This window comes from Anaerosporomusa subterranea, assembly GCF_001611555.1.
GTDB lineage: Bacteria > Bacillota > Negativicutes > Sporomusales > Acetonemataceae > Anaerosporomusa > Anaerosporomusa subterranea.
Window position 1 is genome coordinate 140817 of sequence record NZ_LSGP01000020.1, and the last position, 23126, is coordinate 163942.

28 protein-coding genes and 1 riboswitch are annotated in these 23126 nt (G+C 50.5%); of the genes, 24 read left to right on the forward strand and 4 right to left on the reverse strand.

What is annotated here, in order from left to right; all coding sequences use genetic code 11:
- The first annotated feature begins 244 nt into the window (after positions 1–244).
- Positions 245–1156, forward strand: coding sequence for a cation diffusion facilitator family transporter (locus tag AXX12_RS13030; protein WP_231881891.1), 912 nt, complete (start codon positions 245–247; stop codon positions 1154–1156).
- Here AXX12_RS13030 and AXX12_RS13035 read toward each other — a convergent pair.
- Positions 1153–1698 carry a hypothetical protein gene (locus tag AXX12_RS13035; RefSeq protein WP_066243453.1) on the reverse strand — a complete coding sequence of 182 codons (546 nt, stop codon included), beginning with the start codon at positions 1696–1698 and terminating at the stop codon, positions 1153–1155. The two genes, AXX12_RS13030 and AXX12_RS13035, sit on opposite strands and share 4 nt — an antisense overlap.
- A gap of 289 nt (positions 1699–1987) precedes the next feature.
- On the opposite strand from AXX12_RS13035, the gene selD reads away from it, so the two are divergent.
- From selD to pflA, 7 genes are all read left to right on the forward strand, one after another.
- Positions 1988–3022, forward strand: a complete 1035-nt coding sequence (selD, locus tag AXX12_RS13040; RefSeq protein ID WP_082816861.1) for a selenide, water dikinase SelD — start codon at positions 1988–1990, stop codon at positions 3020–3022.
- Positions 3015–3605, forward strand: a complete 591-nt coding sequence (gene yedF, locus AXX12_RS13045) for a sulfurtransferase-like selenium metabolism protein YedF (protein ID WP_066243461.1) — start codon at positions 3015–3017, stop codon at positions 3603–3605. Before selD ends, yedF begins: the two co-directional genes overlap by 8 nt.
- Positions 3602–3880 (forward strand): DUF3343 domain-containing protein, encoded by a 279-nt coding sequence (locus tag AXX12_RS13050; protein WP_066243464.1) that lies wholly within the window; start codon positions 3602–3604, stop codon positions 3878–3880. The genes yedF and AXX12_RS13050 overlap by 4 nt, the downstream gene beginning before the upstream one ends.
- A complete protein-coding gene (locus AXX12_RS13055; RefSeq protein WP_066243467.1) occupies positions 3877–4725 on the forward strand; it encodes a mechanosensitive ion channel family protein in 849 nt (282 codons plus the stop codon). The genes AXX12_RS13050 and AXX12_RS13055 overlap by 4 nt, the downstream gene beginning before the upstream one ends.
- Positions 4722–4925, forward strand: coding sequence for a DUF951 domain-containing protein (locus tag AXX12_RS13060; RefSeq protein WP_066243468.1), 204 nt, complete (start codon positions 4722–4724; stop codon positions 4923–4925). The genes AXX12_RS13055 and AXX12_RS13060 overlap by 4 nt, the downstream gene beginning before the upstream one ends.
- 214 nt (positions 4926–5139) lie before the next feature.
- Positions 5140–5222: riboswitch (ZMP/ZTP riboswitch) on the forward strand.
- 51 nt (positions 5223–5273) lie between these two features.
- Positions 5274–7499 carry a formate C-acetyltransferase gene (pflB, locus tag AXX12_RS13065; RefSeq protein WP_066243472.1) on the forward strand — a complete coding sequence of 742 codons (2226 nt, stop codon included), beginning with the start codon at positions 5274–5276 and terminating at the stop codon, positions 7497–7499.
- On the forward strand, positions 7489–8220 hold the full coding sequence (gene pflA, locus AXX12_RS13070) for a pyruvate formate-lyase-activating protein (protein WP_066243475.1): 732 nt from the start codon (positions 7489–7491) through the stop codon (positions 8218–8220). Before pflB ends, pflA begins: the two co-directional genes overlap by 11 nt.
- A gap of 119 nt (positions 8221–8339) precedes the next feature.
- Here pflA and AXX12_RS13075 read toward each other — a convergent pair whose 3' ends face one another.
- Positions 8340–8969 (reverse strand): DUF6448 family protein, encoded by a 630-nt coding sequence (locus AXX12_RS13075; protein WP_082816862.1) that lies wholly within the window; start codon positions 8967–8969, stop codon positions 8340–8342.
- A 128-nt stretch (positions 8970–9097) separates the two neighbouring features.
- Between AXX12_RS13075 and AXX12_RS13080 the strand changes: the two genes are divergently transcribed.
- The 12 genes from AXX12_RS13080 to dprA all read left to right on the forward strand — a co-directional run bounded on the left by AXX12_RS13080 (position 9098) and on the right by dprA (position 17682).
- Positions 9098–9805 (forward strand): Crp/Fnr family transcriptional regulator, encoded by a 708-nt coding sequence (locus AXX12_RS13080; RefSeq protein WP_066243478.1) that lies wholly within the window; start codon positions 9098–9100, stop codon positions 9803–9805.
- Between the two features lie 229 nt (positions 9806–10034).
- Positions 10035–11141 (forward strand): redox-regulated ATPase YchF, encoded by a 1107-nt coding sequence (gene ychF, locus AXX12_RS13085; protein WP_066243481.1) that lies wholly within the window; start codon positions 10035–10037, stop codon positions 11139–11141.
- A 282-nt stretch (positions 11142–11423) separates the two neighbouring features.
- Complete coding sequence (gene thpR / locus AXX12_RS13090; protein ID WP_066243484.1) at positions 11424–11972, forward strand: RNA 2',3'-cyclic phosphodiesterase; 549 nt, start codon at positions 11424–11426, stop codon at positions 11970–11972.
- Between the two features lie 19 nt (positions 11973–11991).
- On the forward strand, positions 11992–12636 hold the full coding sequence (locus tag AXX12_RS13095; RefSeq protein ID WP_066243487.1) for an HAD family hydrolase: 645 nt from the start codon (positions 11992–11994) through the stop codon (positions 12634–12636).
- 104 nt (positions 12637–12740) lie between these two features.
- Positions 12741–13511 carry a glutamate racemase gene (murI, locus tag AXX12_RS13100; RefSeq protein WP_066243490.1) on the forward strand — a complete coding sequence of 257 codons (771 nt, stop codon included), beginning with the start codon at positions 12741–12743 and terminating at the stop codon, positions 13509–13511.
- Positions 13512–13522: 11 nt separating this feature from the next.
- On the forward strand, positions 13523–14044 hold the full coding sequence (locus AXX12_RS13105) for a GNAT family N-acetyltransferase (protein ID WP_197470717.1): 522 nt from the start codon (positions 13523–13525) through the stop codon (positions 14042–14044).
- Positions 14045–14053: 9 nt separating this feature from the next.
- Positions 14054–14758 (forward strand): FRG domain-containing protein, encoded by a 705-nt coding sequence (locus AXX12_RS13110; protein ID WP_197470718.1) that lies wholly within the window; start codon positions 14054–14056, stop codon positions 14756–14758.
- Positions 14759–14771: 13 nt separating this feature from the next.
- Positions 14772–15323, forward strand: coding sequence for a cysteine hydrolase family protein (locus AXX12_RS13115; RefSeq protein WP_066243495.1), 552 nt, complete (start codon positions 14772–14774; stop codon positions 15321–15323).
- A 276-nt stretch (positions 15324–15599) separates the two neighbouring features.
- Positions 15600–15884 carry a 30S ribosomal protein S6 gene (rpsF, locus tag AXX12_RS13120; RefSeq protein WP_066243498.1) on the forward strand — a complete coding sequence of 95 codons (285 nt, stop codon included), beginning with the start codon at positions 15600–15602 and terminating at the stop codon, positions 15882–15884.
- 20 nt (positions 15885–15904) lie between these two features.
- The gene (locus AXX12_RS13125; protein ID WP_066243501.1) at positions 15905–16336 is read left to right on the forward strand and encodes a single-stranded DNA-binding protein; all 432 of its coding nucleotides are present in this window, start codon (positions 15905–15907) and stop codon (positions 16334–16336) included.
- 22 nt (positions 16337–16358) lie between these two features.
- On the forward strand, positions 16359–16592 hold the full coding sequence (gene rpsR, locus AXX12_RS13130) for a 30S ribosomal protein S18 (RefSeq protein ID WP_066243925.1): 234 nt from the start codon (positions 16359–16361) through the stop codon (positions 16590–16592).
- A 181-nt stretch (positions 16593–16773) separates the two neighbouring features.
- A complete protein-coding gene (gene dprA / locus AXX12_RS13135; protein ID WP_066243504.1) occupies positions 16774–17682 on the forward strand; it encodes a DNA-processing protein DprA in 909 nt (302 codons plus the stop codon).
- Between the two features lie 220 nt (positions 17683–17902).
- On the opposite strand, the gene AXX12_RS13140 is transcribed toward dprA, so the two are convergent.
- Positions 17903–18091 carry a hypothetical protein gene (locus tag AXX12_RS13140; RefSeq protein ID WP_066243507.1) on the reverse strand — a complete coding sequence of 63 codons (189 nt, stop codon included), beginning with the start codon at positions 18089–18091 and terminating at the stop codon, positions 17903–17905.
- A 91-nt stretch (positions 18092–18182) separates the two neighbouring features.
- Positions 18183–18473, reverse strand: coding sequence for a hypothetical protein (locus AXX12_RS13145; RefSeq protein ID WP_066243510.1), 291 nt, complete (start codon positions 18471–18473; stop codon positions 18183–18185).
- Between the two features lie 159 nt (positions 18474–18632).
- Here AXX12_RS13145 and AXX12_RS13150 point away from each other — a divergent pair, with 159 nt between their 5' ends.
- The 4 genes from AXX12_RS13150 to AXX12_RS19395 are packed head-to-tail and all read left to right on the forward strand — an operon-like array spanning position 18633 to position 23051.
- Entirely contained in the window at positions 18633–20510 is a 1878-nt protein-coding gene (locus tag AXX12_RS13150; RefSeq protein WP_066243514.1) for a spore germination protein, read from the forward strand.
- Positions 20507–21619 carry a GerAB/ArcD/ProY family transporter gene (locus AXX12_RS13155; RefSeq protein ID WP_066243515.1) on the forward strand — a complete coding sequence of 371 codons (1113 nt, stop codon included), beginning with the start codon at positions 20507–20509 and terminating at the stop codon, positions 21617–21619. The genes AXX12_RS13150 and AXX12_RS13155 overlap by 4 nt, the downstream gene beginning before the upstream one ends.
- Positions 21604–22887 (forward strand): Ger(x)C family spore germination protein, encoded by a 1284-nt coding sequence (locus tag AXX12_RS13160; protein ID WP_066243518.1) that lies wholly within the window; start codon positions 21604–21606, stop codon positions 22885–22887. The genes AXX12_RS13155 and AXX12_RS13160 overlap by 16 nt, the downstream gene beginning before the upstream one ends.
- On the forward strand, positions 22887–23051 hold the full coding sequence (locus tag AXX12_RS19395; protein WP_156478666.1) for a hypothetical protein: 165 nt from the start codon (positions 22887–22889) through the stop codon (positions 23049–23051). Before AXX12_RS13160 ends, AXX12_RS19395 begins: the two co-directional genes overlap by 1 nt.
- The last annotated feature ends 75 nt before the right edge of the window (positions 23052–23126 follow it).

Consider the following 23126-nt stretch of genomic DNA (forward strand, 5'->3'; position numbering starts at 1 on the left):
GGCGGGAGCAACGGGGCTGCCTAGCATCTAGGGCCACCTCAACGGTCTGAATGGCGTGGGGGTGGGTAAAGAGATACAGTAGACGTATGGAAGTTGATATCCGTATAAGAAAACGCTAAAAAGGCAAAATTAGCAATAGGTAGCCGGAGGCGACGCAGCCGGATGCTTCTTGCAACAGGGAAAACCTGCGTGACCAGCAATGGGCGCAGGTTTTTACTTCATTCCGGGGGGGGGGAACAACTCTTTGTCCCACGATGTTATACAAGACATTAACACCGTAAAGACGAATACAGCAAAATTATCGGTTGCTTCTAATTCTCTGTTGGTTGTACTAAAACTGGCAGTGGGCTGGATGAGCGGTTCGGTCAGTATTATTTCTGAGGCGGCTCACTCAGCGGTTGATCTATTGGCTGCGCTGATTGCTTTTGTTGCAGTGCGTAAATCTGGTAAAGAGCCAGACGCCGTGCATGCCTACGGACACGGTAAAATCGAAAATGTCTCCGGTATGATTGAAGCAGCCCTGATTGTGCTGGTCTCAATCTGGATAGTTTGGGAATCGGTCGATAAGCTGCGGTCGCCACAGCCGACAGAGCTGGTAGGTTATGGAATGGCGGTTATGCTATTTTCAGCCGGTGTGAACTGGTGGGTATCCAGCCGGCTGCAAACAGTTGCTGACCAAACTCATTCCCACGCATTGGCGGCAGACGCTCTGCATCTGAAGACAGATGTCTGGACCTCGATTGGCGTTTTTTTGGGATTGGTGGCAATGAAGCTGACAGGGTTGACTTGGATTGATCCGGCCATTGCCATTGTTGTCGCAGCTATCATCTTTAAGGCTGGCTGGAATATGACCTGGAACAGTTTGTATGAGCTGACTGATATCAGCCTGCCGCATCACGAGCGCGACCTTATCCATGATATTCTTGCCACCCATCCGGAAGTCGTGTCTCATCACCGGCTGCGCACCCGGCGCAGTGGCAGTCTACGTCAAATTGACGTGCATGTATTGCTTGATCCGGGGCTGCGTCTGGATCGGGCGCACGCTATTTGCGATCAGGTTGAAGCCGAACTGGAAAGTCAGTTAGGCAGCTGCGATGTGGTTATTCATCCTGAGCCAGCTGGTTCGCACGAGCGGGAGAGGTCTAAAGAAAGTTAGATTGGCGTTGGTCTTTGCGGAGAGACAATCGAGGCTAGTTCTTGGATAACCTCTGTTTCGAGCTCTTCGGCGATATCGGAAGGAATTTGCGTCGGAGCTTCCTTGGCGGTTACTGGTGGCGGCGTGCAAGGACCAGTGGTTTTATCGACAAAACAACAATCAGACCGCTCCCGGCACAATAGCTGGCGCAGTGCTTCAAGCTCGATAATCTGCTCAGCAGTTAGCCGGGACGGATCGGCCGTACAGGTCAACGCCAACAGCCGAAAAATATCGACCGGAGCACAGCTAACGGCCAGGAAATTGGTACTGAAGGAAACCTTGCAGCATAGTATTTCCAATAACATGTCAATGAGAGCACCAGCCCGGTCGGCGCGTATAATTGCTCGCTCAGTGATCTCCTCACAGACGCCTCTGGTCCGGCTCAGTTCCTCGGCCGAGCCGACCAGTAGCCGGTAAGAAGCGACAATCGAGGAAAACTGGGGAACAAGGGCAGCAACATCGCCAAGAATTGTATCTACAATGGGCCGTTGTTCGCTTGCCATGACGATCACCTCTCAGCTACTACCACTAAGGTATGCGAAATAGTTTACTGAGGTGACTTAGCGAAAAAGAGGAGTTTCTTTCGGCTGGCAGAAAATATATACAGGAGAAGACGGGGTACGTTAACCGCAGAGTACGCAGAGTACGCTGAGGGTACCCAGAGGGCTACGGTGTGTTTTTTTCATTAAGCGTGACCCTCCGTGAACCCTCTGTGACCTCTGCGTAATCTGTGGTTAAGCGTGTCTTCGTCCTCCAGCTTCCCGATAATAGGTAACAAAGGAGGCGTATAAAGTGGTGAAGTTGACTCAATATACAAAACGAGGCGGTTGAGCTGCTAAAATTGGGCCAGGGGCCCTGGCGCACGTGCTGCGTCATTTGGAACGACCGCAACACCCACGTCTCTTAGTAGGAATAGAAACTTCAGATGACGCGGGAGTCTATTTGTTGGATGAAAAAACAGCGTTGATTCAGACGCTGGACTTCTTTACGCCGATTGTTGATGACCCTTATACCTTCGGTCAAATTGCCGCTGCTAACAGCCTCAGCGATGTGTATGCCATGGGTGGCAGGCCGTTGACGGCGATGAACATTGTCGCCTTTCCGGTCTCTTTATTGAATGAAGGAATCCTGCCAGCTATACTGGAAGGCGGACAGGATAAAGTGAAGGAAGCCGGAGCAGTCATTGTCGGCGGACATACGATTGATGATCTTGAGCCCAAATACGGACTTAGTGTTACCGGGGTAGTTCACCCAGCCAAGATATTAAAAAACGCTGGTGCTAAACCGGGCGACGCGATAATCCTTACCAAACCATTAGGGACAGGGATTTTGGCAACTGCCTCTCGCGCTGAGATGTTTAACGAAGGCTGGCAGGCAGCGATTAATAGCATGACAACTCTTAACCGGGTTGCGGCAGAGGCGCTTGAGCCGTTTGCTGTTAGTGCTTGTACTGATGTCACCGGCTTTGGTCTACTAGGCCATCTCTCTGAGATGGCAGCTGGATCGGGCGTCAGTATTCTTGTTGAACATACTGCTGTTCCCTTTCTGCCAGAAGCGGCTGAGGCTGCTGCTATGGGTTTGGTTCCAGGCGGCGCTTATGCCAACCGGGAGTACTTTAGTACTAAAGGGATCCGTATCGCGGCCCATGTGCCGGAACAAGCGGCAGATTTGTTATGGGATCCTCAGACCTCAGGCGGCCTGCTGATCAGTTTGCCGGCTCGGCAGGCAAATGCGCTGCTGGCAGCACTCCATGCCGGCGGAGTGTCGGCAGCAGCCTGTATCGGCCAAGTTACCGGAACAGGTAAAGGAGAGATTACTGTTGAATAATCAACTCGACTGCAGGGGGCTGGCCTGCCCTCTGCCTGTCATTGAAACAAAAAAAGCGCTCGCTGGCTTAAATGGCGAAGCGCTAACCGTACTAGTTGATAACCAAGTCGCCAAGGAGAATGTGGTCAAATTCGCCACTGCCCAGCAATGCGGTGTCAGTGTTGAGGGCCAGGACGGAGACTTTAGCATTCGGATTACGAAGTCAGGGATACCGGCTGCGGTGATTACGCCTGTTGGGACCGCCGCGTCATCGGTCAGTGGGGTCTGGCTGATTACCCAGGATAGTCTCGGCCATGGCAACAAAGAACTGGGATCTGTACTCATGAAATCGTTCTTTTACACACTGACAGAGCGGGAACTGCCCAGTAAAGTATTGTTCATAAACAGTGGCGTATTACTAACCTTGCAGGATTCACCAGTTTTGGCGCACATTGAGACACTAGCCGGACGTGGTGTCGAGGTCTTGTCTTGCGGGACCTGCCTTGATTATTATGGAGTAAAAGAAAGGCTAGCTGTTGGTGGTATTACCAATATGTATACGATCGTTGAAGCGCTGGCGACCGGCAGGGCGGTCACCCTTTGAGCGAGGCCAAAGACCGGCTGATTAGCTTTGCCTCAGTGCATCATGCCATCAAGGCCGAAAAGCTGCTGACTGAAGCAGGCGTTGCTGTCACTGCTCTGCCCACCCCGCGCGAAATATCAATTAGCTGCGGCCAGTGCCTATTGCTGGCAGCTAAAGACCAGCAGCAGGCACTGGCTGTATTGGCTCAGGCGGATGTCCTGTGGTCAAAGCTTTACAGTAGGGACCAACAGCAAAGAGTATATGAATTGTTGTCTGAGTATGGGAGGAACCTATGAGCGAGCTGTTTTCACCGGATTATCTATTAGTGATTGGCAATAGAGTGTTACGCTTATGTCTGATTGTCATTGGCTCAGGCTTAGCGATGCGGTTTTTCAAGCTAATTGTTGATCGTTTCTTTATGCCTAAGGCCGATGGTAAGCATTTTTACCTGGAGGAGAAACGCGCTCGCACACTCAGCTCGCTATTAAAAAGTATTGTCCAGTATATGGTCTACTTCGTCACCTTAGTCATGATTCTGCAGGAATTCCAAATTGACACCACGTCAATTATTGCTGGCGCGGGTGTTATCGGCTTGGCGATCGGCTTTGGCGCGCAGACGTTGGTCAAAGATGTCATCACCGGCTTCTTTATCATTCTGGAAGATCAATATTCGGTGGGAGATTATGTGGAAAATGGCGACATGGCAGGCACGGTCGAAGACGTCGGTTTTCGCATCACCAAACTGCGTGGCACGAACGGTGTACTGCATATCATCCCTAACGGTGCCATTACCAAAGTAACTAACTATACGCGCGGTCACATGCAGGCTGTTGTCAATGTGCCTGTAGCCTATGACGCAGATATTAATCAGGTACAGTTGTTATTAGCGGAAGCCTGCGAATCAGTCAAGGAATTGCCGCAGATCATTGAAGCCCCCAAACTATTGGGCATCGTCGACTTTCGGCCTGGTGAACTTGTCATGCGAATCGTTGTAAAAACCCTGCCCATGGAACAGGGAGGGGTGGAGGCGGCGATTCGGCAAAAAATCAAGACACTATTTGACGCAGCCGCTATTCCCTTGCCAGCCGCGGCACAAGTACCTGGAGTAAAACTCGCAGAAAACAGAGGGGGCAAGTCATGATTGTCCGCTACCAAATCGGCGATATTGTTAAAACCAAAAAAACGCATCCCTGCGGTTCTGACCTCTGGGAAATCACGCGAACCGGCATTGACTTTGGCCTAAAGTGCCAAAAGTGCAATCACTTTGTCCTCATGCCCAGACCAAAGTTTGAGAAGGCGGTTAAGGCCATCGTCAGCCAAAAGGAAGATGTCGGGCGTTGATAAACGCCCATCTGCGTTGTTAGCCCCGCCAACCCATTGCTAGCGTACCGGACGTACGCGTCGCTGCTGGGTCGGCGGGGCTGCCTAGCATCTGGGCATTTCTGAACGCCCTTGGGATTAGCACTGACTAGGAGATTAGATTGGATTTTAGTTCTTGACGAATAAGGGCGTATTCGGTAGAATAAGAGTACAAACCGTTTGTACAATCGTATAGAACCCGATACAGGACTGGCGGATTAGTGGGTTGAACCACGTGGACTGTAGCGGAGATGAAAGCCGACCGCCTGGGCATTGCATAGTTTTTGTGATGTTCAGGCGGTTTTAATATTTTTCAGGGGAGGTCTTCCAATGGATCAGTGGAGAGGCTTTACAGATGGAGTTTGGCAGACAAGTGTCGATGTGCGAGATTTTATTCAAAAGAACTATACACCATACGAAGGTGATGCCAGCTTTTTGGCGGCGGCGACGTTCCAAACCAAGCGGCTGTGGGAAGAATGCACTCGTCTGTTGAAAGTGGAGCGGGATTCGGACGGGGTGCTTGATATTGATACAGAAGTCGTTTCTACCATCACATCACATGCCGCTGGCTATATTGCTAAAGAATTAGAGCTGATTGTCGGCCTACAGACAGATGCGCCGCTTAAACGGGGAGTCATCGTTAACGGCGGTGTTCGGATGGCTGAACAGGCCTGCGAGGCTTATGGCAGGAAACTGAACCCGCAGATTAGCGACATCTACCACAATCACCGCAAGACGCACAACACAGCAGTGTTTGAGGCATATACCGAGGAAATGAAGCAAGCGCGCCGACTGGGCATGATCACCGGTCTGCCTGATGCATATGGACGGGGCCGAATCATTGGTGATTACCGTCGAATAGCGCTGTATGGCACCGAGCGACTGATTCAGGAAAAACAGGACGATTTGACGGCACTAGCCGACAGTCCAATGACTGAAGCGGTGATCCGGACCCGTGAGGAAATCGCCCAGCAACTGCATGCTCTTGCTGATCTGGCGCTGATGGCAAAACAATACGGATTTGATATCTCGCGCCCGGCAGAGGATGCGCAAGAGGCGATTCAATGGCTATACTTCGCCTACCTTGGCGCGATCAAGGAGCAAAACGGCGCCGCGATGTCGCTTGGCCGGGTATCGACCTTTTTGGATATCTATATTATCCGCGACCTGAACGAGGGCCGGCTTGATGAATCGGGCGCACAGGAATTGATTGATCAACTGATTATTAAGCTGCGTCTGGCGCGGCATTTGCGCACCCCTGACTATAACGAATTATTTGCCGGTGACCCGCTGTGGGTTACTGAAGCCATTGGTGGTATGGGACGCGATGGCCGGACCTTGGTTACGCAGACCTCATTCCGTTTTCTCCATACCTTAGCCAACCTCGGCCCTGCGCCTGAGCCGAACCTGACTGTCCTATGGTCACCTGCGCTGCCTGAAGGCTTTAAGCAGTTTTCTGCCGCAGTCTCGATTAGCAGCAGCGCCATCCAGTATGAGAATGACGAACTGATGCGTCCAGAGTATGGCGACGACTATGCGATTGCGTGCTGTGTGTCAGCTATGACGGTCGGCAAACAAATGCAGTTTTTCGGCGCCCGTGCCAATCTGGCTAAAGCTCTGCTGCTCGCCATCAACGGCGGTCGGGATGAAGTCAGCGGTGAGCAAATCGGCCCGAAGCTGCCACTGCTAACGGCTGAGACCTTAGATTATGATACAGTAAGAGTCAATTTGTCGATCGTGCTTGATTGGCTGACCGGACTCTATGTCAACACGATGAATCTGATTCATCGCATGCACGACACCTATGCCTATGAAAGTTTGCAGATGGCTTTGCACGATAGCGAACCAGGCAGGCTAATGGCGTTTGGTATCGCCGGACTGTCTGTTGCCGCCGACTCACTCAGCGCTATCAAGCATGCCAAGGTGAAAGCGGTGCGGGATGAGCGCGGTATTGCGACTGGTTTTGAAATTGCGGGCGATTACCCGTGTTATGGTAATGATGATGATCGGGTTGACCAGATTGCATCAGGTCTCTGCGCCGAATTTAGCGCCAAGCTAAAGCTTCACCCAGCATACCGTGATGCAAAACATACCTTATCCATTCTCACGATCACGTCAAACGTCATGTATGGCGGCAAAACCGGTGCAACTCCTGACGGGCGTCAGGCAGGTCAGCCCTTTGCCCCAGGCGCCAATCCCATGCATGGACGGGACAAGCGCGGCGCGCTCGCTGCAGCGTCGTCTGTCGCAAAGTTATCCTACGCCGACTGCCAGGATGGCATCTCCTATACGTTTACTGTCGTCCCGTCTGCGCTGGGCAAAACCAAAGCAGCCAGGGAAAAGAACCTGACTGCTCTCTTAGATGGTTACGCGATTAAGGGCGGACACCATATCAATGTCAATGTACTAGACCGAGCCCTGCTGCAAGCGGCAATGGCCAAGCCGGAAGACTATCCGCAGCTTACCATCCGCGTATCTGGCTATGCAGTTAACTTTATTAAGCTTTCACCGCTGCATCAGCAGGAAGTCATCAGCCGGACCTTCTATGAATCGTGAGCAGACAGGCTATCTTCACTCTGTCGAAACGTTTGGCACAGTTGATGGGCCAGGTATGCGCTATGTGCTGTTTTTGTCCGGATGCACACTCGGCTGCATCTTTTGTCACAACCGGGATACCTGGGAGTTTGGCAACAAGACGATCAGCGTGACGGAGGTGCTGGCCGATTATGAGAAATACCGCAGCTTTTATGACGCCTCTGGCGGTGGCCTGACAATAAGCGGGGGCGAACCGCTGCTGCAGCCGGATTTTGTCGGTGCGCTGTTTCAAGCCTGCCGCGAGCAGGGCATCCACACCACGCTGGACACAGCCGGGTTTTGTGCACCAAATGCGCTCGAGAAGGTTTTGCCTTATACCGACCTGGTTATGTTTTCGGTTAAGGCGGCGAATCGTGCTACCCATTTACGCTTGACCGGGCAAGAGCGGCGCGACATTATCGAGAACTTGCGGTTGGTTGCGCTAACAACTCCCTTGATCGTCCGTCATGTTATCATACCTGGCATCACTGACACGGAACAGGAGTTAGCTGAGTTTGCCGAGTTGATTTGCTCGTTACCGATTCAGCCGAGAGTGGAACTGCTGCCCTACCATCAGGCAGGACGACAAAAGTGGCAACAGCTGTCGCTAGTTTATCCGCTTGATGGCGTGGCTTCGGCAACGGCGGACGATATCACGAGAGCTGCCAAACTTCTGAGTGCAAGGGGAGTAGTTGGCGCCTGAGCGAAAGAAGCGCCTGCGTTCAGAGAATAAGCAAAAGAATTAAGACCTCTTAATTCTTTTGCTTATGTTGTCAGAGGAGTTTCCCGAATTGAGTTGAAACTATAGGGTAACTATGTTGACTAGTGGCTGTGTTCGCGTCTCGGCTCTTTTTCTGATTGATGCGAGTTTTCAGCGCCGCCTTCGCGGATTTTTTCATACAGTTCGTGAACGAAAATCTGGAATTGCAGCTCTTCACTGGTTAGCTTGCGTACGGCGTCAACATCGCCGGCTGGTGTTCTGGCCTTCAGCTCTTGGATTTTATGCAATCGCAATTCAAGAACTTCGGCTAGTTCATGCGCCATAATTTGGTTTAACTCGGTCAGCGATCCTGTCTGGATGGCTTTCTCTGATGCAGGCAGAGCAGGGCCAAAATCCATGCCTGCCGGCTGTAAGCCGGTAAAAGCTGCTCCTTCGCCAGCTCTGTGTATTCGAACTGTGGTTTCAAAGAAATAGCGGTCTGCGACTTCCTGAGCTGATTTGCCGCCTGTTCTAGCGGCAAGAACCTTAGCGAAGGCCTCTTTAAGTTCTGGCTCACCGTTCTTGGGAATGAAAGGAAGAACGCGATTGATGTCTTTGCTGTCTAGCGCCTGTTGCGCCGCCGTAACCACTGGGCCGTCCAACGTGTCGCAGTGAGCCTCAGCCGTATTTGGCATTAAAGCGACAAATCCCATGATAGCAACCCCTAAAATCCATCCATACATATTGTTCATTTTCATCCCTCTTTCTTTTTTATACGCTTTAGATCTTCCGGATGATCTGGTTTTAGAATACAAGATAATTAGCTGGCATTATGTGATAATAATCAAAATTTTGAAATTAATTCAGGGAGGGGAAAATAATGTGTGTTCATACTGACGAGAAGGTACCGCATATCTGCGCGAGCCTGGTTCCCATATTTCAGAACTTGGAACTCGCAGAGTTGCAGCAAATCAATGCGTTAATCATTAAAAGGGAGTACCCGAAAGGGGCCACGCTGTTCAATAAAGGAGACAAAGCTGAGAGTCTCTGCATCGTCCGTCTTGGCCGGGTTAAGCTATATGATTTATCCGCCGATGGTCGCCAGCAAACGATTCGGATACTTAAGCCAGGAGACTTCTTTGGCGAATACGCTTTATTTAATGAAAGCTTTCGGCTATTCTACGCCGAGGCAATGGAAGACACCGGCTTGTGCATGCTGGAGAAGGAGAAGGTCAGAGAATTGTTTGCCCGCAACGCGAAAATCTCGTATTCGGTCATTCAGGCTTTGGTAAACCGGCTTGCCGATGCGGAACAAAATATCGGCAATCTTGCGTTACGAAGCGTAGATCAGCGCTTGGCTCGCTTGTTGTATGATCTTGCTGTCAGCAATGGGGAAAAGCAGTCAAAAGAGATTCGGATTACTCTCGGGTTGTCACGCAGCGAAGTGGCCAATCTTGTAGGCACTTCCCGGGAAACCATCAGTCGAGTATTAACGGTAATGCAAGAGGACGGGTTAATCGTAGTCGATGGGCATAAAGGAATTATTGTGAAGGATATCGACCGGCTGCTGGCGTTGACAAATGAGTAATCCCTATCCTCTTCTTAGCCTACTAACCTTGCCCTGGGCCAAGTAGAGCGTGGACACAGTCTTTACACCGAACCCTTTGTGTCCCTCTGCGAACTCTGCGGTTATCGTTCCTCGTTTCCTGCAAAGAAACTTGCCGCCGTTTTTCTTATCCCGGCTCGGGTATTGCATTTAGCGCCGGGATATTCTAAAATTAATAGGTTAACTTGTATGAAAGCGTTGGTGAATATATATGAGCACAAATTTAGAAGTGGGCATTGTCGGCTTGCCGAATGTCGGCAAAAGCACACTGTTTAACGCGATTACCAAGGCGGGAGCGGAAGCTGCCAATTATCCGTTCTGCACCATTGAGCCCAATGTCGGCGTAGTTGAAGTGCCTGACGAGCGGCTGGGCAAACTGGCTGCCATCTACAAGCCTAAGCGAATCCTGCCGACAGCGATGCGATTTGTCGATATCGCCGGCCTAGTCAAAGGCGCGTCTAAAGGGGAGGGGCTTGGTAACAAGTTCTTAGCCCATATTCGCCAGGTGGATGCCATTGCTCAGGTAGTACGCTGTTTTGCTGACGAGAATGTTACTCATGTCGAAGGCGGTATCGACCCGCTGCGGGATATTGAGATCATCAATACAGAACTCTGTCTGGCTGACATCGAGGGTGTTGAGAAACGCATTGAGCGTTCGCAGAAGCTCTTAAAGAGCGGCGACAAAAAGGTACAGGCTGAGATTGAGGTATTGCAACGCTTGCTCAAGATTTTGGGAGACGCCGTTCCGGCTCGTCGCGCTGGCTTTAGCGACGATGAGAAGCTCCTGTTGCGGGATTTGAATTTATTAACATTAAAACCGGTACTTTATGTAACTAATGTCAGTGAAGACGAGATTGCTGATGCGGAAGCGAATCCTTATGTGCAAAAGGTGCAGGCGTTCGCAGCCGAAGAAAATGCCGAAGTAATCGCCGTTTGCGCTAAGCTGGAGGCGGAAATCGCTGAGCTGGATGACGACGAAGCAAAAGCGTTTCTCGCCGACCTCGGTCTGGCCGAGTCTGGCCTGGATAAACTGATTCGAGTCAGCTTCAAGCTGCTGGGACTGATGACGTTCCTGACCGCAGGCGAACAGGAAGTACGCGCCTGGACAATTGTGCGCGGCACCAAAGCGCCGCAGGCGGCAGGCAAAATCCATAGTGATATCGAACGCGGCTTTATCCGCGCCGAAATTGTTTCCTTTAATGACCTGATGAAAGCCGGCAGCCAGAATGCAGCCCGCGAGCAAGGCCTTGTTCGCTTGGAGGGCAAGGAATATGTAATGCAGGACGGCGATGTAACATATTTCCGGTTTAACGTATAACACACGAAAAATCACCCTGAGAGGGTGATTTTTTTGTAACGTTTAGAAACTATAATGTAGAAGTACGTTAGCGCGAAGCGCGCAAGCGTCGCAAAGCGAATAATTACTAAAAAAATCCCTTTGCGATCTTCGATTCTTTGCGATCATTGTCCTACGTTCTTCGTCTCCCAACGACCGCCGCAGTGGTTTTTTCTTACGTAAAATCGATTAATTTAAGCATAAGTGGAATACTATGGATAACGAATTTAACATGTTATATAATGGGAATGGGTGAATAGCTAGATGCGATTATTCATATCTGTAGAATTTCCTGCCGATATTTTAGCAGCGCTGACAGAACTGCAACGTGAGATTCGCGCTAAAGTGGAGCGAGGCCGCTTCAAACGCAGTGAGAATTTCCATCTAACGCTGAAGTTTCTTGGTGAGACGCCGCACGAAACATTGGACAGACTGGTTGAACGATTAAGCGAGGCAGCAAAAGGTCAGCAAGAATTTAGTCTGCGATTGGGACAAGTCGGCGTGTTTGGTGCTCGCCCGCCAATCCGGGTGATTTGGCAGGGACTGGCTGGGGATACTGAAAGGTTATATAGTCTGCAGCAGGCAGTGGAAAAGGCATGCTCAGCAATCGGCTTTGCCTCAGAAAAAAGGCCTTACTCGCCGCATATAACCTTGGCACAGGATGTGACGCCGCTGCCGGGGAAACCGTATTTGCCGCAAAGCTTGCCTGACTTGCCGTTTTCCGTGCGGGAATTCGCATTGGTATTGAGTGAAGAGAGGGACAGAAAGCGGCTATATACTACGCTGCATAGTTTCTCATTAGCACAGAAATAGAGACACAGGGAGAGGGATCATGCAACTTAAAGGCATTATTTTTGATTTTGATGGGACATTAGCTGACACAATGCCGGCAATCCGTATTGCGTTCCGTCATTGCCTTCGCACCCATCTGAGCAAGGAATACAGTGATCAAGAGATTGAAGCGCTATTTGGTCCGACTGAAGAGGGCGTAATCAAGAAACTAATCCCTGACCGATGGGAAAGCTGCTTTGCCGACTATCTGCAGGAATACCGTCTTCATCATCCTGCCAGACCGTTTACTGGTATTGAACAGGTGCTAAATCTGCTGCGGGATAAGGGTATCCGCTTGGCTATCGGCACAGGTAAAGGTCATAGCAGCTTGATGGCATCGCTTGAAATTACCGGTCTGAAGCCATACTTCGAATTGCTTGAGGTAGGCTCGGAGGCCGGAGCAATAAAACCGGAGATTATTGGCCGTGTTCTGCGGCATTGGGGTTTAGCGGCCCACGAGATCGCCTATGTCGGTGATGTTGCATCAGATGTCGTCGCCTCGCGGGAGGCTGGCGTGATTGCCTTGAGCGCCGCTTGGTCGGCAACCGCTGACCTTGCCGGAATCCAGGCTGCTAAGCCGGACGGGGTTTTTACATCAGTGGCTGAGTTTATTGATTGGGTTAAGCCGAACTTGGCTATGTCGTAATTACCCGGGAAATAGCGAATAGTGGGCTGATAGTAGGTAAAACGCATATAATACCACAAGGAAAAACAAGAACACAGTTGATTTTGCTAATGCGAGGTGCGGGTATGAAAATCGCCTTTTTTGATTCGGGGGTAGGTGGAGTCACGGTATTATCTGAGGCCATGAAGCTGCTGCCGCACGAAGACTATATTTATTATGCGGATACGTTGCATGTGCCTTACGGACCAAAACCCAAAGCAGAGGTGAAAGGCTACATTGTTGACGCGGTCGATTATTTAGCCGAATGCGGCATTAAAGCGCTGGTGGTTGCCTGTAATACCGCGACTAGTGTCGCGGTCAACGACTTACGGGGAAGGTATAAATTCCCGATTATTGGCATGGAGCCAGCGGTAAAGCCTGCAGTTAAAAACACAGACAGCGGTAAGCGGGTACTGGCGCTAGCGACGGCGCTCACGCTGAAAGAAGCGAAGTTTAAGGATTTGGTGTCAGTGGTTGATCCTGAACATATTGTTGACAGCCTACCCATGCCTGAGCTGGTTGAATTTGCCGAGCAACTGATCTTTGATGAGGCGATTGTCGTGCCTTGTCTGCGGCAGAAGTTCGCTTCGCTCGATTTGGCCAGCTATGGGACGGTCGTACTTGGCTGTACTCATTTTGCATTTTTTCGGAATAGTTTGCGTCAAGTTCTGGCGCCTGAGACAGATATTATCGACGGAACAGAGGGGACTTTGCGTCATTTGATGCATAAATTAGAGGAAGCAGGTATCCCGACTGATACAGGCAAAGGAGATATTGCCTTTTATTCATCTGGCGGTGAGCAAGATATCGCCAGACTACAGCGGGCATTCGCAATTGCGCAAACAATACCTGATTAATGGCAGTGGGGGTGAGACCAATACGTATTCGACCTGAGCAAAACGACGATTATGAAGCGATTACTGAAGTCCATCGACTGGCCTTTGGGCGTGATAATGAAGGCAGACTAGTAGAACGACTGCGGGATGCGCCTGCGTATCATCCCGGACTATCACTAGTTGCAGTCGATGAAAATCGGATTGTTGGCCATATTCTTTTCAGTCTAATTGCCATCGAGTCAGAAGGGAACTGGATTCCAGCCTTGGCACTGGCACCGTTGGCTGTGATCCCTGATCGACAGTGCCAGGGAGTTGGTGCTGCTCTTGTTGAGCAAGGAATACTGACTTGCCATAAGTTTGGCCATCGCATCATCATTGTTTTGGGGCATGCCGAATATTATCCTCACTTTGGCTTCCAACCAGCGTCAAGGTTTGGAATTCGTTGTCCCTTTCCGGTGCCTGATGAAGTTTTTATGGTGCTTGTGCTAAGCCCTGGGGTGCTAAAAGCAGTGCAGGGAACTGTTGTTTACCCGGAATTGTTTAAGGAAGTTTGACACAGGCCAATGATGAAAACAACAAGGATCAGCAACTTTGACCAACTGCATCAAAAAATTAGCCTATATCGCGAGCAGGGTGTATGGGTATTTCGCGGTCAGAGCCAGACAGATTGGCGGCTTTTGCCTAAGGCAGGCCGCGAGCCTTATGCTGTCGACAATGACGAACAGTATTTCAGCGAGTGGAAGCGGCGGGCTGTCGAATTTACCGAGCTAAGCTTTCAGGATGACTGGGATTGGCTGGCGATTGCCCAGCACTACGGGCTGGCGACCCGCTTGCTGGATTGGACGTACAATCCGCTGGCGGCAGCCTTTTTTGCTGTCGAGCATGACTGTGAGCAGGATGCGGTGATTTACGCTTACTATAATGAGAAGAATATTGATACAGAGACTGTAGCGCCTTTCGCCGCGCAGGGGATCAACAAAGTAAAGCCCAAGGGCCTTTTGCAGCGGATAACTCGGCAAAGCGGCATCTTTACCATTCACAACCCGCCAGATTTATGTCTGTCTGAGCAGAGGAACAGTTCGGACAGACTAGAGACGATCGTAATTTCCCAGAGCTATCGCCAGACTTTGTTAGAGGAATTATCCTATTACGGAATCAATCGGCTAACCTTATTCCCAGACCTTGACGGGTTATCGCGCCATGTCAACTGGTATATGATGATATCGAGCCGTCATGGGCGCGATAGCCTCAGTGGGAGTACGACATGATGAGGAGGATAGCATGGACACAGGGCTGCTTCTGATTGATATCCAAAATGATTACTTTCCAGGAGGAAAGGCTGAATTGGTTGGCAGCACTAAGGCCGGCGAAAACGCAAGGCGAGTGTTGGAATGGGCTAGAGAAAAAGGAATACCGATTTTCCATGTTCGTCATACTTCGCTGCGGCCGGGCGCAACCTTTTTCCTGCCTGGTACGGCAGGAGCAGAGATTCACGCTTGCGTCAGACCGGTATTAGACGAAGGTATAATTGAAAAGCACTTTCCAAATAGTTTTCGCGAGACAGCGCTTCTCGATTGCCTGCGGCAAAAGCAGATCAGACGGTTAGCAGTAGCTGGCATGATGACTCATATGTGTGTCGAAGCAACGGTTCGCGCTGCCGTCGACCTGGGATTTGAATGTGTGGTTCTCCATGATGCCTGTGCAACAAAGGATTTGACGTTCGATGGGCTAACCATAGCTGCTAATGCGGTTCATGCAGCATATCTCGCTGGACTCGCAGCCGGTTATGCGAAAGTTGCTAGCGTCGGGGAGTACATCTCCGAACTTGAATAGGGTACGTCAACCGACAGAGGGTAACGGTTGTATTTTAATCAATAATACGGCCCTCTGTTTACTCTATGATTCCTCTATGTCCTCTGCGGTAAAACGTGACTTTGTATTGACCCCTCTAGCCTTACACGTGACAACGTAAGAAAATCACTACGAAACGCTTGATTTTCTCTACTAAGAAGTGCTATACTTATTTAGTCCAAGTGGGTTTCAAATTCATATTTGAAAACCTTCCCTGCCCCTATGTGGGGCCATTAGTCCAAAGGAGGAGGTGATTTCGTGAGGAAATACGAAGTCATATTCATCATTAAGCCGGCTGAAGAGGATTCCATCAACGCGACGGTCGCGAAGTATGAGAACCTAATCAACACTAACGGCGGTAATGTTGATAAGATTGATCGTTGGGGCAAGAGACGTTTAGCCTACGAGGTAAAGGACCATAGTGAAGGCGTATATGTGCTGATCTACTTTACCGCTGAGCCTAAAGCTGTTTTCGAGCTAGAGCGCGTCATGAAGATTTCAGATGATATTTTACGGCACATGGTCATTAAAGAAGACGAATAAGCCGGAAAGGATGTTTCGCCATGAATCAAGTAGTATTAGTCGGTCGTCTAGCTCAGGATCCTGAAGTGCGCTATACCAAGACAGGAAAGGCGGTAGCCTCGTTTACTGTGGCGGTTAATCGTAATTCCTACTCTGCGCAGCGGGACTCTAACGAAAAGGACCCTGCCGACTTTATACCAATCGTGGCATGGGACAAGCTGGCAGAGATGTGTGGCAATAACCTCGCGAAGGGCACTCGTGTCCTCGTGCAGGGACGTCTGCAGGTCCGTTCGTATGAAACACAAGATGGCCAAAAACGTAGAGTGTCTGAGGTCGTTGCCGATCTCGTTGCTCAAAATTTTGAAACAGCCGGACCGCGTACGACAGCCGCTCCTGTGAGTCGGTCTAATGATGCGGCCAAGGCATTTGGCGGAAGGGAAGTATTCCCTCCGGAAGAAGAAATTCCATTTTAGAGGGAGGTAAAGCAGTATGGCCATGGTCAGGCGTGAAAAAGGCAGAAGACCAAAGAAAAAGATTTGCAGCTTCTGCGTTGATAAAGTAAAAGACATCGACTACAAAGAGATTCCCAAACTGCGCCGGTACATTACTGAACGCGGCAAGATCCTGCCGCGCCGTATTTCGGGCAATTGCGCGAAACACCAGCGCCAAGTCACTCTCGCCATCAAACGTGCTCGCAACATCGCGTTGCTGCCGTTCACGGCGGAATAAAACCTGTATGAAAAGCGTCAGCGTAAAGCTGGCGCTTTTTTAGTCGTGTCAGAGAGCGAGTTAGGATTGCTATTTTAACCACAGAGTACACTGCGCACTCTGTGGTTCGTGTCTCCTAGCAGGGATATTTGCATCTGCAGTCGAACCCTTTTTAGAATAAATATCTCTAGGGGGAAGCGCGGTGGAACGAAGTCACTTGCTCATGACTCTGCTGGGACTTGGCCGAATTGGCAGACGCAAGGCGGAATTTATCTGTACTCACAATTCGTTAGCCATTATTGAGGCTGGACTTGGTGCGCTGACTGCCAAGGGTCTGTTGCCGAAGTCGGTTACCCAGACTGCTATTGAGCAAGCGGTACGCAGCGCGGCGGCCAGCATCAGCCTCTGTCACGAACACGGCTGGCAAATAGTCAATAAGCTAGACCCCGGCTTTCCCTGCCGCCTGCAGCAGATCTCCGATCCACCTGTTTTGCTGTACTGCCATGGAGATACTGCGGGTCTGAGCGCGTTTCCTAGTGTGGCGGTAATTGGTACTCGCGCCCCTTCGCCGGCGGCAGAGGCGACAGCCTATTTTCTGGGGCGGCAGCTAGCGAAATTACGAGCAGCCGTGGTTAGCGGCTTGGCCTTGGGCTGTGATGCGGCGGCGCATCGCGGCTGTTTGGAGCAAGGTGGTTACACGGCGGCTGTTTTGCCGTCAGGGCTTGATACGATTTATCCGCCGCAAAATCAGGAGTTGGCTGCGCGAATTGCCGCGACAGGCTGTCTCTTGAGCGAGTACCCGCCTGGGATTCGGCCGGCTCGCTACCGCTTTGTTGAGCGCGACCGGCTACAGAGCGGACTGAGCGATGTGGTCATCGTTGTCGAGAGTGACATTCAAGGCGGTGCTATGCATACAGCTCGCTTCGCGAAGCGTCAGGGGCGAAGAGTGCTGGTTTTTTCGCCAACTAGCCTAAACGACAGCCAACAGGCGTCTGGCAATCAAAAGCTGCTCGCCACTGGGGCGGAGGCGGTGACAAGCGTAGAGGAAGCAATCGAGATGATTCGGGCGATGCAGCCTGGACAGAGTGGAGAAATCGGGACATTGTTTTAAATTAAGATGGAGTGCATGATTGTACGATGAACACGAGCGGCACTAACGCTGCACGAGCGACACAAAACGGTTATCCTTAGTGGCGCTGGTGTCGCCTCGTGGCGCTTGTGTTCCATTCCCAGCGTTGCAAGCCTTCGAAATTCCCAGCAATTATACGTTCCATATGTCAAGAAAGACCGCGCAATGAGCGCGGTCTTTCTTGTTTGACACCATCATCCAATTATTCGTATTCGTTATTAGCGTCGGCTTTGGCAGTCAGCGTTCCATATTTTGCTTTGCTGGATTGCTGGTTACCGGCAGCATTCGTAGGGACGCTCGAGGACGCACCGTATTCACCGTTGGCATCAAACTTAGCAGTCATGGTCCCATACTCGGATTTTGATTGTTGCTGCTTCATTTTTTTGTCCACGACAATACCCCTCCCTTTAATTGAATGATTTTTTGGCGCCACAGTTAGTATGTCGCTACGCTAATCATCAATACCGGACAAATATCACCACTTATATTCCTGGATCTTCCTTGATATGCCTGGTGCGCCACTCACTATTGTCAGCATATTTATCGCGTATTTGGCTTAAACTGGCTTTTGTCACTTCAACCTCATCTGCTTTTCGAGCGCCGAGCCGGCGATGTACAGTCTGTCCATACCGGTCGTGATGCATGTGAAGCAATAGCAGGAATCCCGCCAGCGCGCTAAGCAAAAACCAGACTCGGCTTTTTCTTAGGCCTAGAACAAGTCCAAGCATAGCCAGCAGACTAGAAGCTAAGGAAGTCGGAGGGAAGATGTTCATAGAAAATCTCCTTTCGCTTTACCGTAAAACTAGATGAATCTTGCTACTCTACTATGCGCTGTCTGCAAAAAGATATGCAATGTAGGAGCAAATCTTGGTCTCTACTAAAAATTGGTGATTTTGTAAATACTAACTGTCAGAACAGGGGGAGGGCCTGGGATGACTGAAACACTAATACAACAAATGTACCGGGCAATTCGTGATATCCTGGTCTTCCACGAACCAGAATTGCCTACCCAGTTTGTGCTGGATGAATTTAAGCCTGACGATACGAAACCTGAGCAAGAGAAGCGCTATGGTAAGCTCAGAGAGAGTCGTCGCGAGCTTGAAGTGCTGCTGCGCGCCGCGCGTAGTTTGCTCAAAGTCATGGAAGATAGCAAAACGGCGCTCGCTGAAAATGATCATGATCGCCTGCGCTCAATCGCCTTCGAACTAGAGGCGATTGAGCGTCAGCATGAAGACTTGAATGCCATCTTTCTTTCGTATGAAAGCAGTAAAGAGAACTTTGATAAACGGCTGATCAGTGCAAGTCTTAAAGAGAACGTGAAGACCATCGACGAAATCTATGGGCGGCCTGAGAATAAAGATGTCGTCGTTAGAGAACTGGAAATTCGCGGCAGTAAGCAGCGGAAGGCCATGTTAGTCTATCTAGAGGGAATGGTCGACAAGCTGCTGATCAACCAGAGCATTCTGCAGCCGCTTATGTATTTTAGCGGGATGGGCGACGCGGCTGAAAGTGAGATATTTGCGATTTTGAGTAGTGAGTATCTGCCGTCCAATCAGACAGCCCAGGTCAAGCAATTTGTTGATTGTGTCAAAGGAATCAACGCAGGCGATGCCGCGCTATTTGTTGAAGGAGTTGGCGCGGCGCTGTTGGTAGACGTCAAGGGATATAAACAGCGTAGCCTAGACCGGCCGCAGATCGAACAAACGATACAGGGTGCGCAAGTTGCCTTCAGCGAAGGCCTGCGAGTCAATACCGGCCTGATGCGATCTATACTGCAGACTAGCGATCTGGTCACCGACATCTTTGACATAGGTACTCGCATTCCGAAAAGGTGTGCAGTGATGTATTTGCGCTCTCTAACCAATCCGGCCTTGGTAGCAGAGGTCAAGCGGCGAATAGAGGGTATATCGACCGATTATATCGTAAACATGGGCGTGCTTGAACAATTTATTGAAGACCATCCGACTATCCCCTTACCGCAGATGCTTTCCACAGAGCGACCTGACCGGGTGGCGTCTTCGTTGGCAGAGGGTCGTATGGCGTTGTTCTTGGATGGCACCCCGTTTGGGTACATTCTACCGGTGAGTTTATTCAGTTTCTTCCACTCTGGTGAAGACTGGAGCCTAAAAGCGTCAGCCGGTACCTTCATGCGCATCATCCGCTGGTTCGGTACGCTGTTTGCTCTGATCCTTCCGTCACTGTACCTTGGAATTAGTTATTACCATCCAGAGGCTTTGCCAACAGAGCTTATCCTGGCGTTGGCTGCTGCTCGGGAAAGTGTGCCCTTTCCCGCTTTTTTTGAAATTTTGATGATGGAGTTTTCATTTGAGCTGATACGGGAAGCAGGGATTAGAGTGCCCGGGGTACTAGGCTCAACCATCGGCATCGTCGGCGCCATCATCCTAGGCCAGGCAGCAGTCTCGGCCAACTTGGTCAGCCCAATTATGGTGGTCATTATCGCGATTACCGGCCTCGCGTCCTTCGCCATTCCTGATTACCGGATTGCGTTTGCGCTGCGTATTCTGCGTTTTGCGTTTCTATTTCTCTCGGCAACGCTGGGGCTGGTCGGACTGGCTCTCGGCCTACTGGTGTTAACGGTTGAACTGTGCAGTATGAAATCTTTTGGTATGCCTTACATGGCGCCAGTCGGGCCAAAGACAATAGCTAATTATGATGTTATCAAACGCGGCAGTGTTTTCCAGATGGAGAGGCGTCCGGACGAGCTAAATACACAAGATCCCACGCGCCAACCAGCCATTTCGCGTTCCTGGACGCAAGAAAAACCAATCAAGAAGGAGGACTTGTCATGAGCTATCACAGCGGCAAGATGGGGATGGCCGAATGTTTGGCCTTTGTCTTTATGATGACTTTTACGCGGACTTTTTTGACCGCGCCGTCGCGGGTGCTGGCAGAGCAAGCGAATCTATCCTGGTTGTCGGTGCTGTTAACCGGGATAGCGGCCATGGTGATGCTACTCCTTTTGAACAGGGCATTCCGCGGTTACTCAGGCGATTTGCTAGATCTTGCTGAGGACTATCTAGGGCGGCCGGCTAAATGGATTATTGGCCTGTTCTATATCAGCATGTTTTTTACTGATGCGACGCTGCTTACGCGTCAATATGCCGAAAATACCCTGCTCACCGCTTTGCACGAGACAGAATTCACCCAGCTGCTGTTGATTTACGGGCTGGCAATAGTCATTATCCTTCGTATCGGCCTTGAACCGATTTGCCGGACTGCCTATATCATTATGCCGGCAGGGATTGCCGGTCTCATCATTGTACTCTTAATGTTAATGCCAACTTATGATTTTTATGAGCTCCTCCCCTGGCAGGGCAACGGTCTCGGGGTGTTGGTCAGCAAAAGCCTGTTGGCAGGCGGCAGCAATGCGGCTTGCGTTGCACCAGCTATCCTCTCACCGACGTTTCATAATTCGAAGACCTGGATGAGCGGCTCGCTGTTTGGGTTAGGCATCAGCGTCGCTGTCAAAGTGATGACAGCATTCGTATTCCTCATCGTTGTCGGCGTTAGTGTAGGTCAGGAAAAGGTGCTGCCGTTTTACGAGATGGCAAGACTCGTCTACCTGGGGCGCTTCTTCCAGCGAGTAGAAGCACTTTTTATCGTGCTATGGGTGATTTTCGGCATTCTCACCATCGCCATGAATCTCTATGTTGGGTTATATCTCTCTACCCGTTTGTTCAAGCTCGAGACCATGCGACCTCTTATTCCCACAACCGTTATCCTGATTGTGTCGCTTGCATCGCTGCCGACTGATGTGACTGCTGTTATCCAAACCGAGGTACAGATGTTCCGTATCATGTTTAACGTCGGTCTGTACGGAATTCCCGGCGTACTGTTTCTGGCATCACTTTGGCAGGGCACAAAGAAAAGGAGGAAGCCGCCATGCTCCGCATCGTGATGGTAGTCAGTCTGCTTGTTGTATCGCTATTGTCCGGCGGTTGTGTCAGCGGACGAGAGACAGACGAGGTGACGTATGTGGTTGCCATCGGGATAGACAAAGGCACGGGGAAAAATATAAGAGCCACCTATGTCGTCGTCTCGACAGGTACTATGGGGGGAGGCGGCAAAGAGGGCGAAGCAGGCGGTAAGCAAACGGAATTAGTGACGATTGAGGCTGCTAATCTGGGGGAAGCACGCAACCTGCTGAACTCGGTTGAGTCTCGTTCCATCAATTTGTCGCACGTCAAAGGCTTTATCATTGGCGAGGATTTGGCGCGGCAGGGACTCACAGATATAATGTCAGTGGTGATGCGATTTCGCGAATTCCGTGGCACGATGTACATTGGCGTAGTGAATAATGGCACAGCAGAAGAATTCTTATCAAAAAACTCGCCCAAGGTAGAGAAGCTGCCGTCTAAATACTTTGAAAGCATGATTGCCACTGCTGACGAGAGCTCATATTACCTACCGGTCCAGATGCACGAGTTTTACCGGCGGCTAAAAACAAATAACGGCTCACCGACCGCCATGCTTGTTGGCGTCAATCCGCAGACCGGGCGGGGTCAGCCGCAGGGAATTGTGGAAGAGGGCGATAAGGCCAAGGAATACACAGCAGGCATGATGCCGCGTGAGGGAGAATCTAACCCTGCAGAGATAATGGGAATGGCGCTTTTCGTCGACGATAAAATGGTTGGTACTCTCACAAACCAAGAGACGCGAATGGTTGCCATTCTCAGAGGAAAATTCGGCCGTGGCTTTATGGTCGTGACTGATCCAATGGCGCAGGAGAAGAATGCTAATGTCTATATCCGCCTTGGACGCTCGCCTCGTATCAAGTGTGAGTTTCAAGATGGGATACCGAAGATCAATGCAGATATCCTGCTGGAGGCCGAAATCTCTGCTTTGCCAAGTGGCGTGAATTACGAGGCCCCTGAATACAGTGGAATGCTCGAAAGTCAGGTGAGCAGAGTAATCGAAGAGGAGATGAGCAACATGCTGAGGAAGACACAGGAACTCGGTTCAGATGCCGTAGGTTTTGGTCGTTATGCCCGTTCTCAATTTACTCTTTATGACGAATTTGCCCAACTTGATTTCGAAAAACTGTATCAAAAAGCAGAGATTACGCTATCGGTAAAAACGATCATTCGTCGTACCGGACTATTGTGGAAAACGTCGCCGCTGCCGGGTAAAGATAAGGGGACAGAGAAGAAAAGGGAAGTGAGTTAATGGATTACGTTCTACCCGTTTTGGGGATAGTGGCCGGGTTTCACGCCTATACTTATGCAAAGTGGCTGAAACAGCACAACAATCGACCAGGAGCTTTCGCCGTTATGCTGTTCGCCGGCGCCGGCGCCGCTCTGCCGCTATATCGCTTCTTTAACGCGCCATAAGCCGGCGCGTTTCTTGTGAGAAACGGAGTAACGCCTAGACCAAAGCACTCGCTGTCTAAAAACTTTTCCCTACTG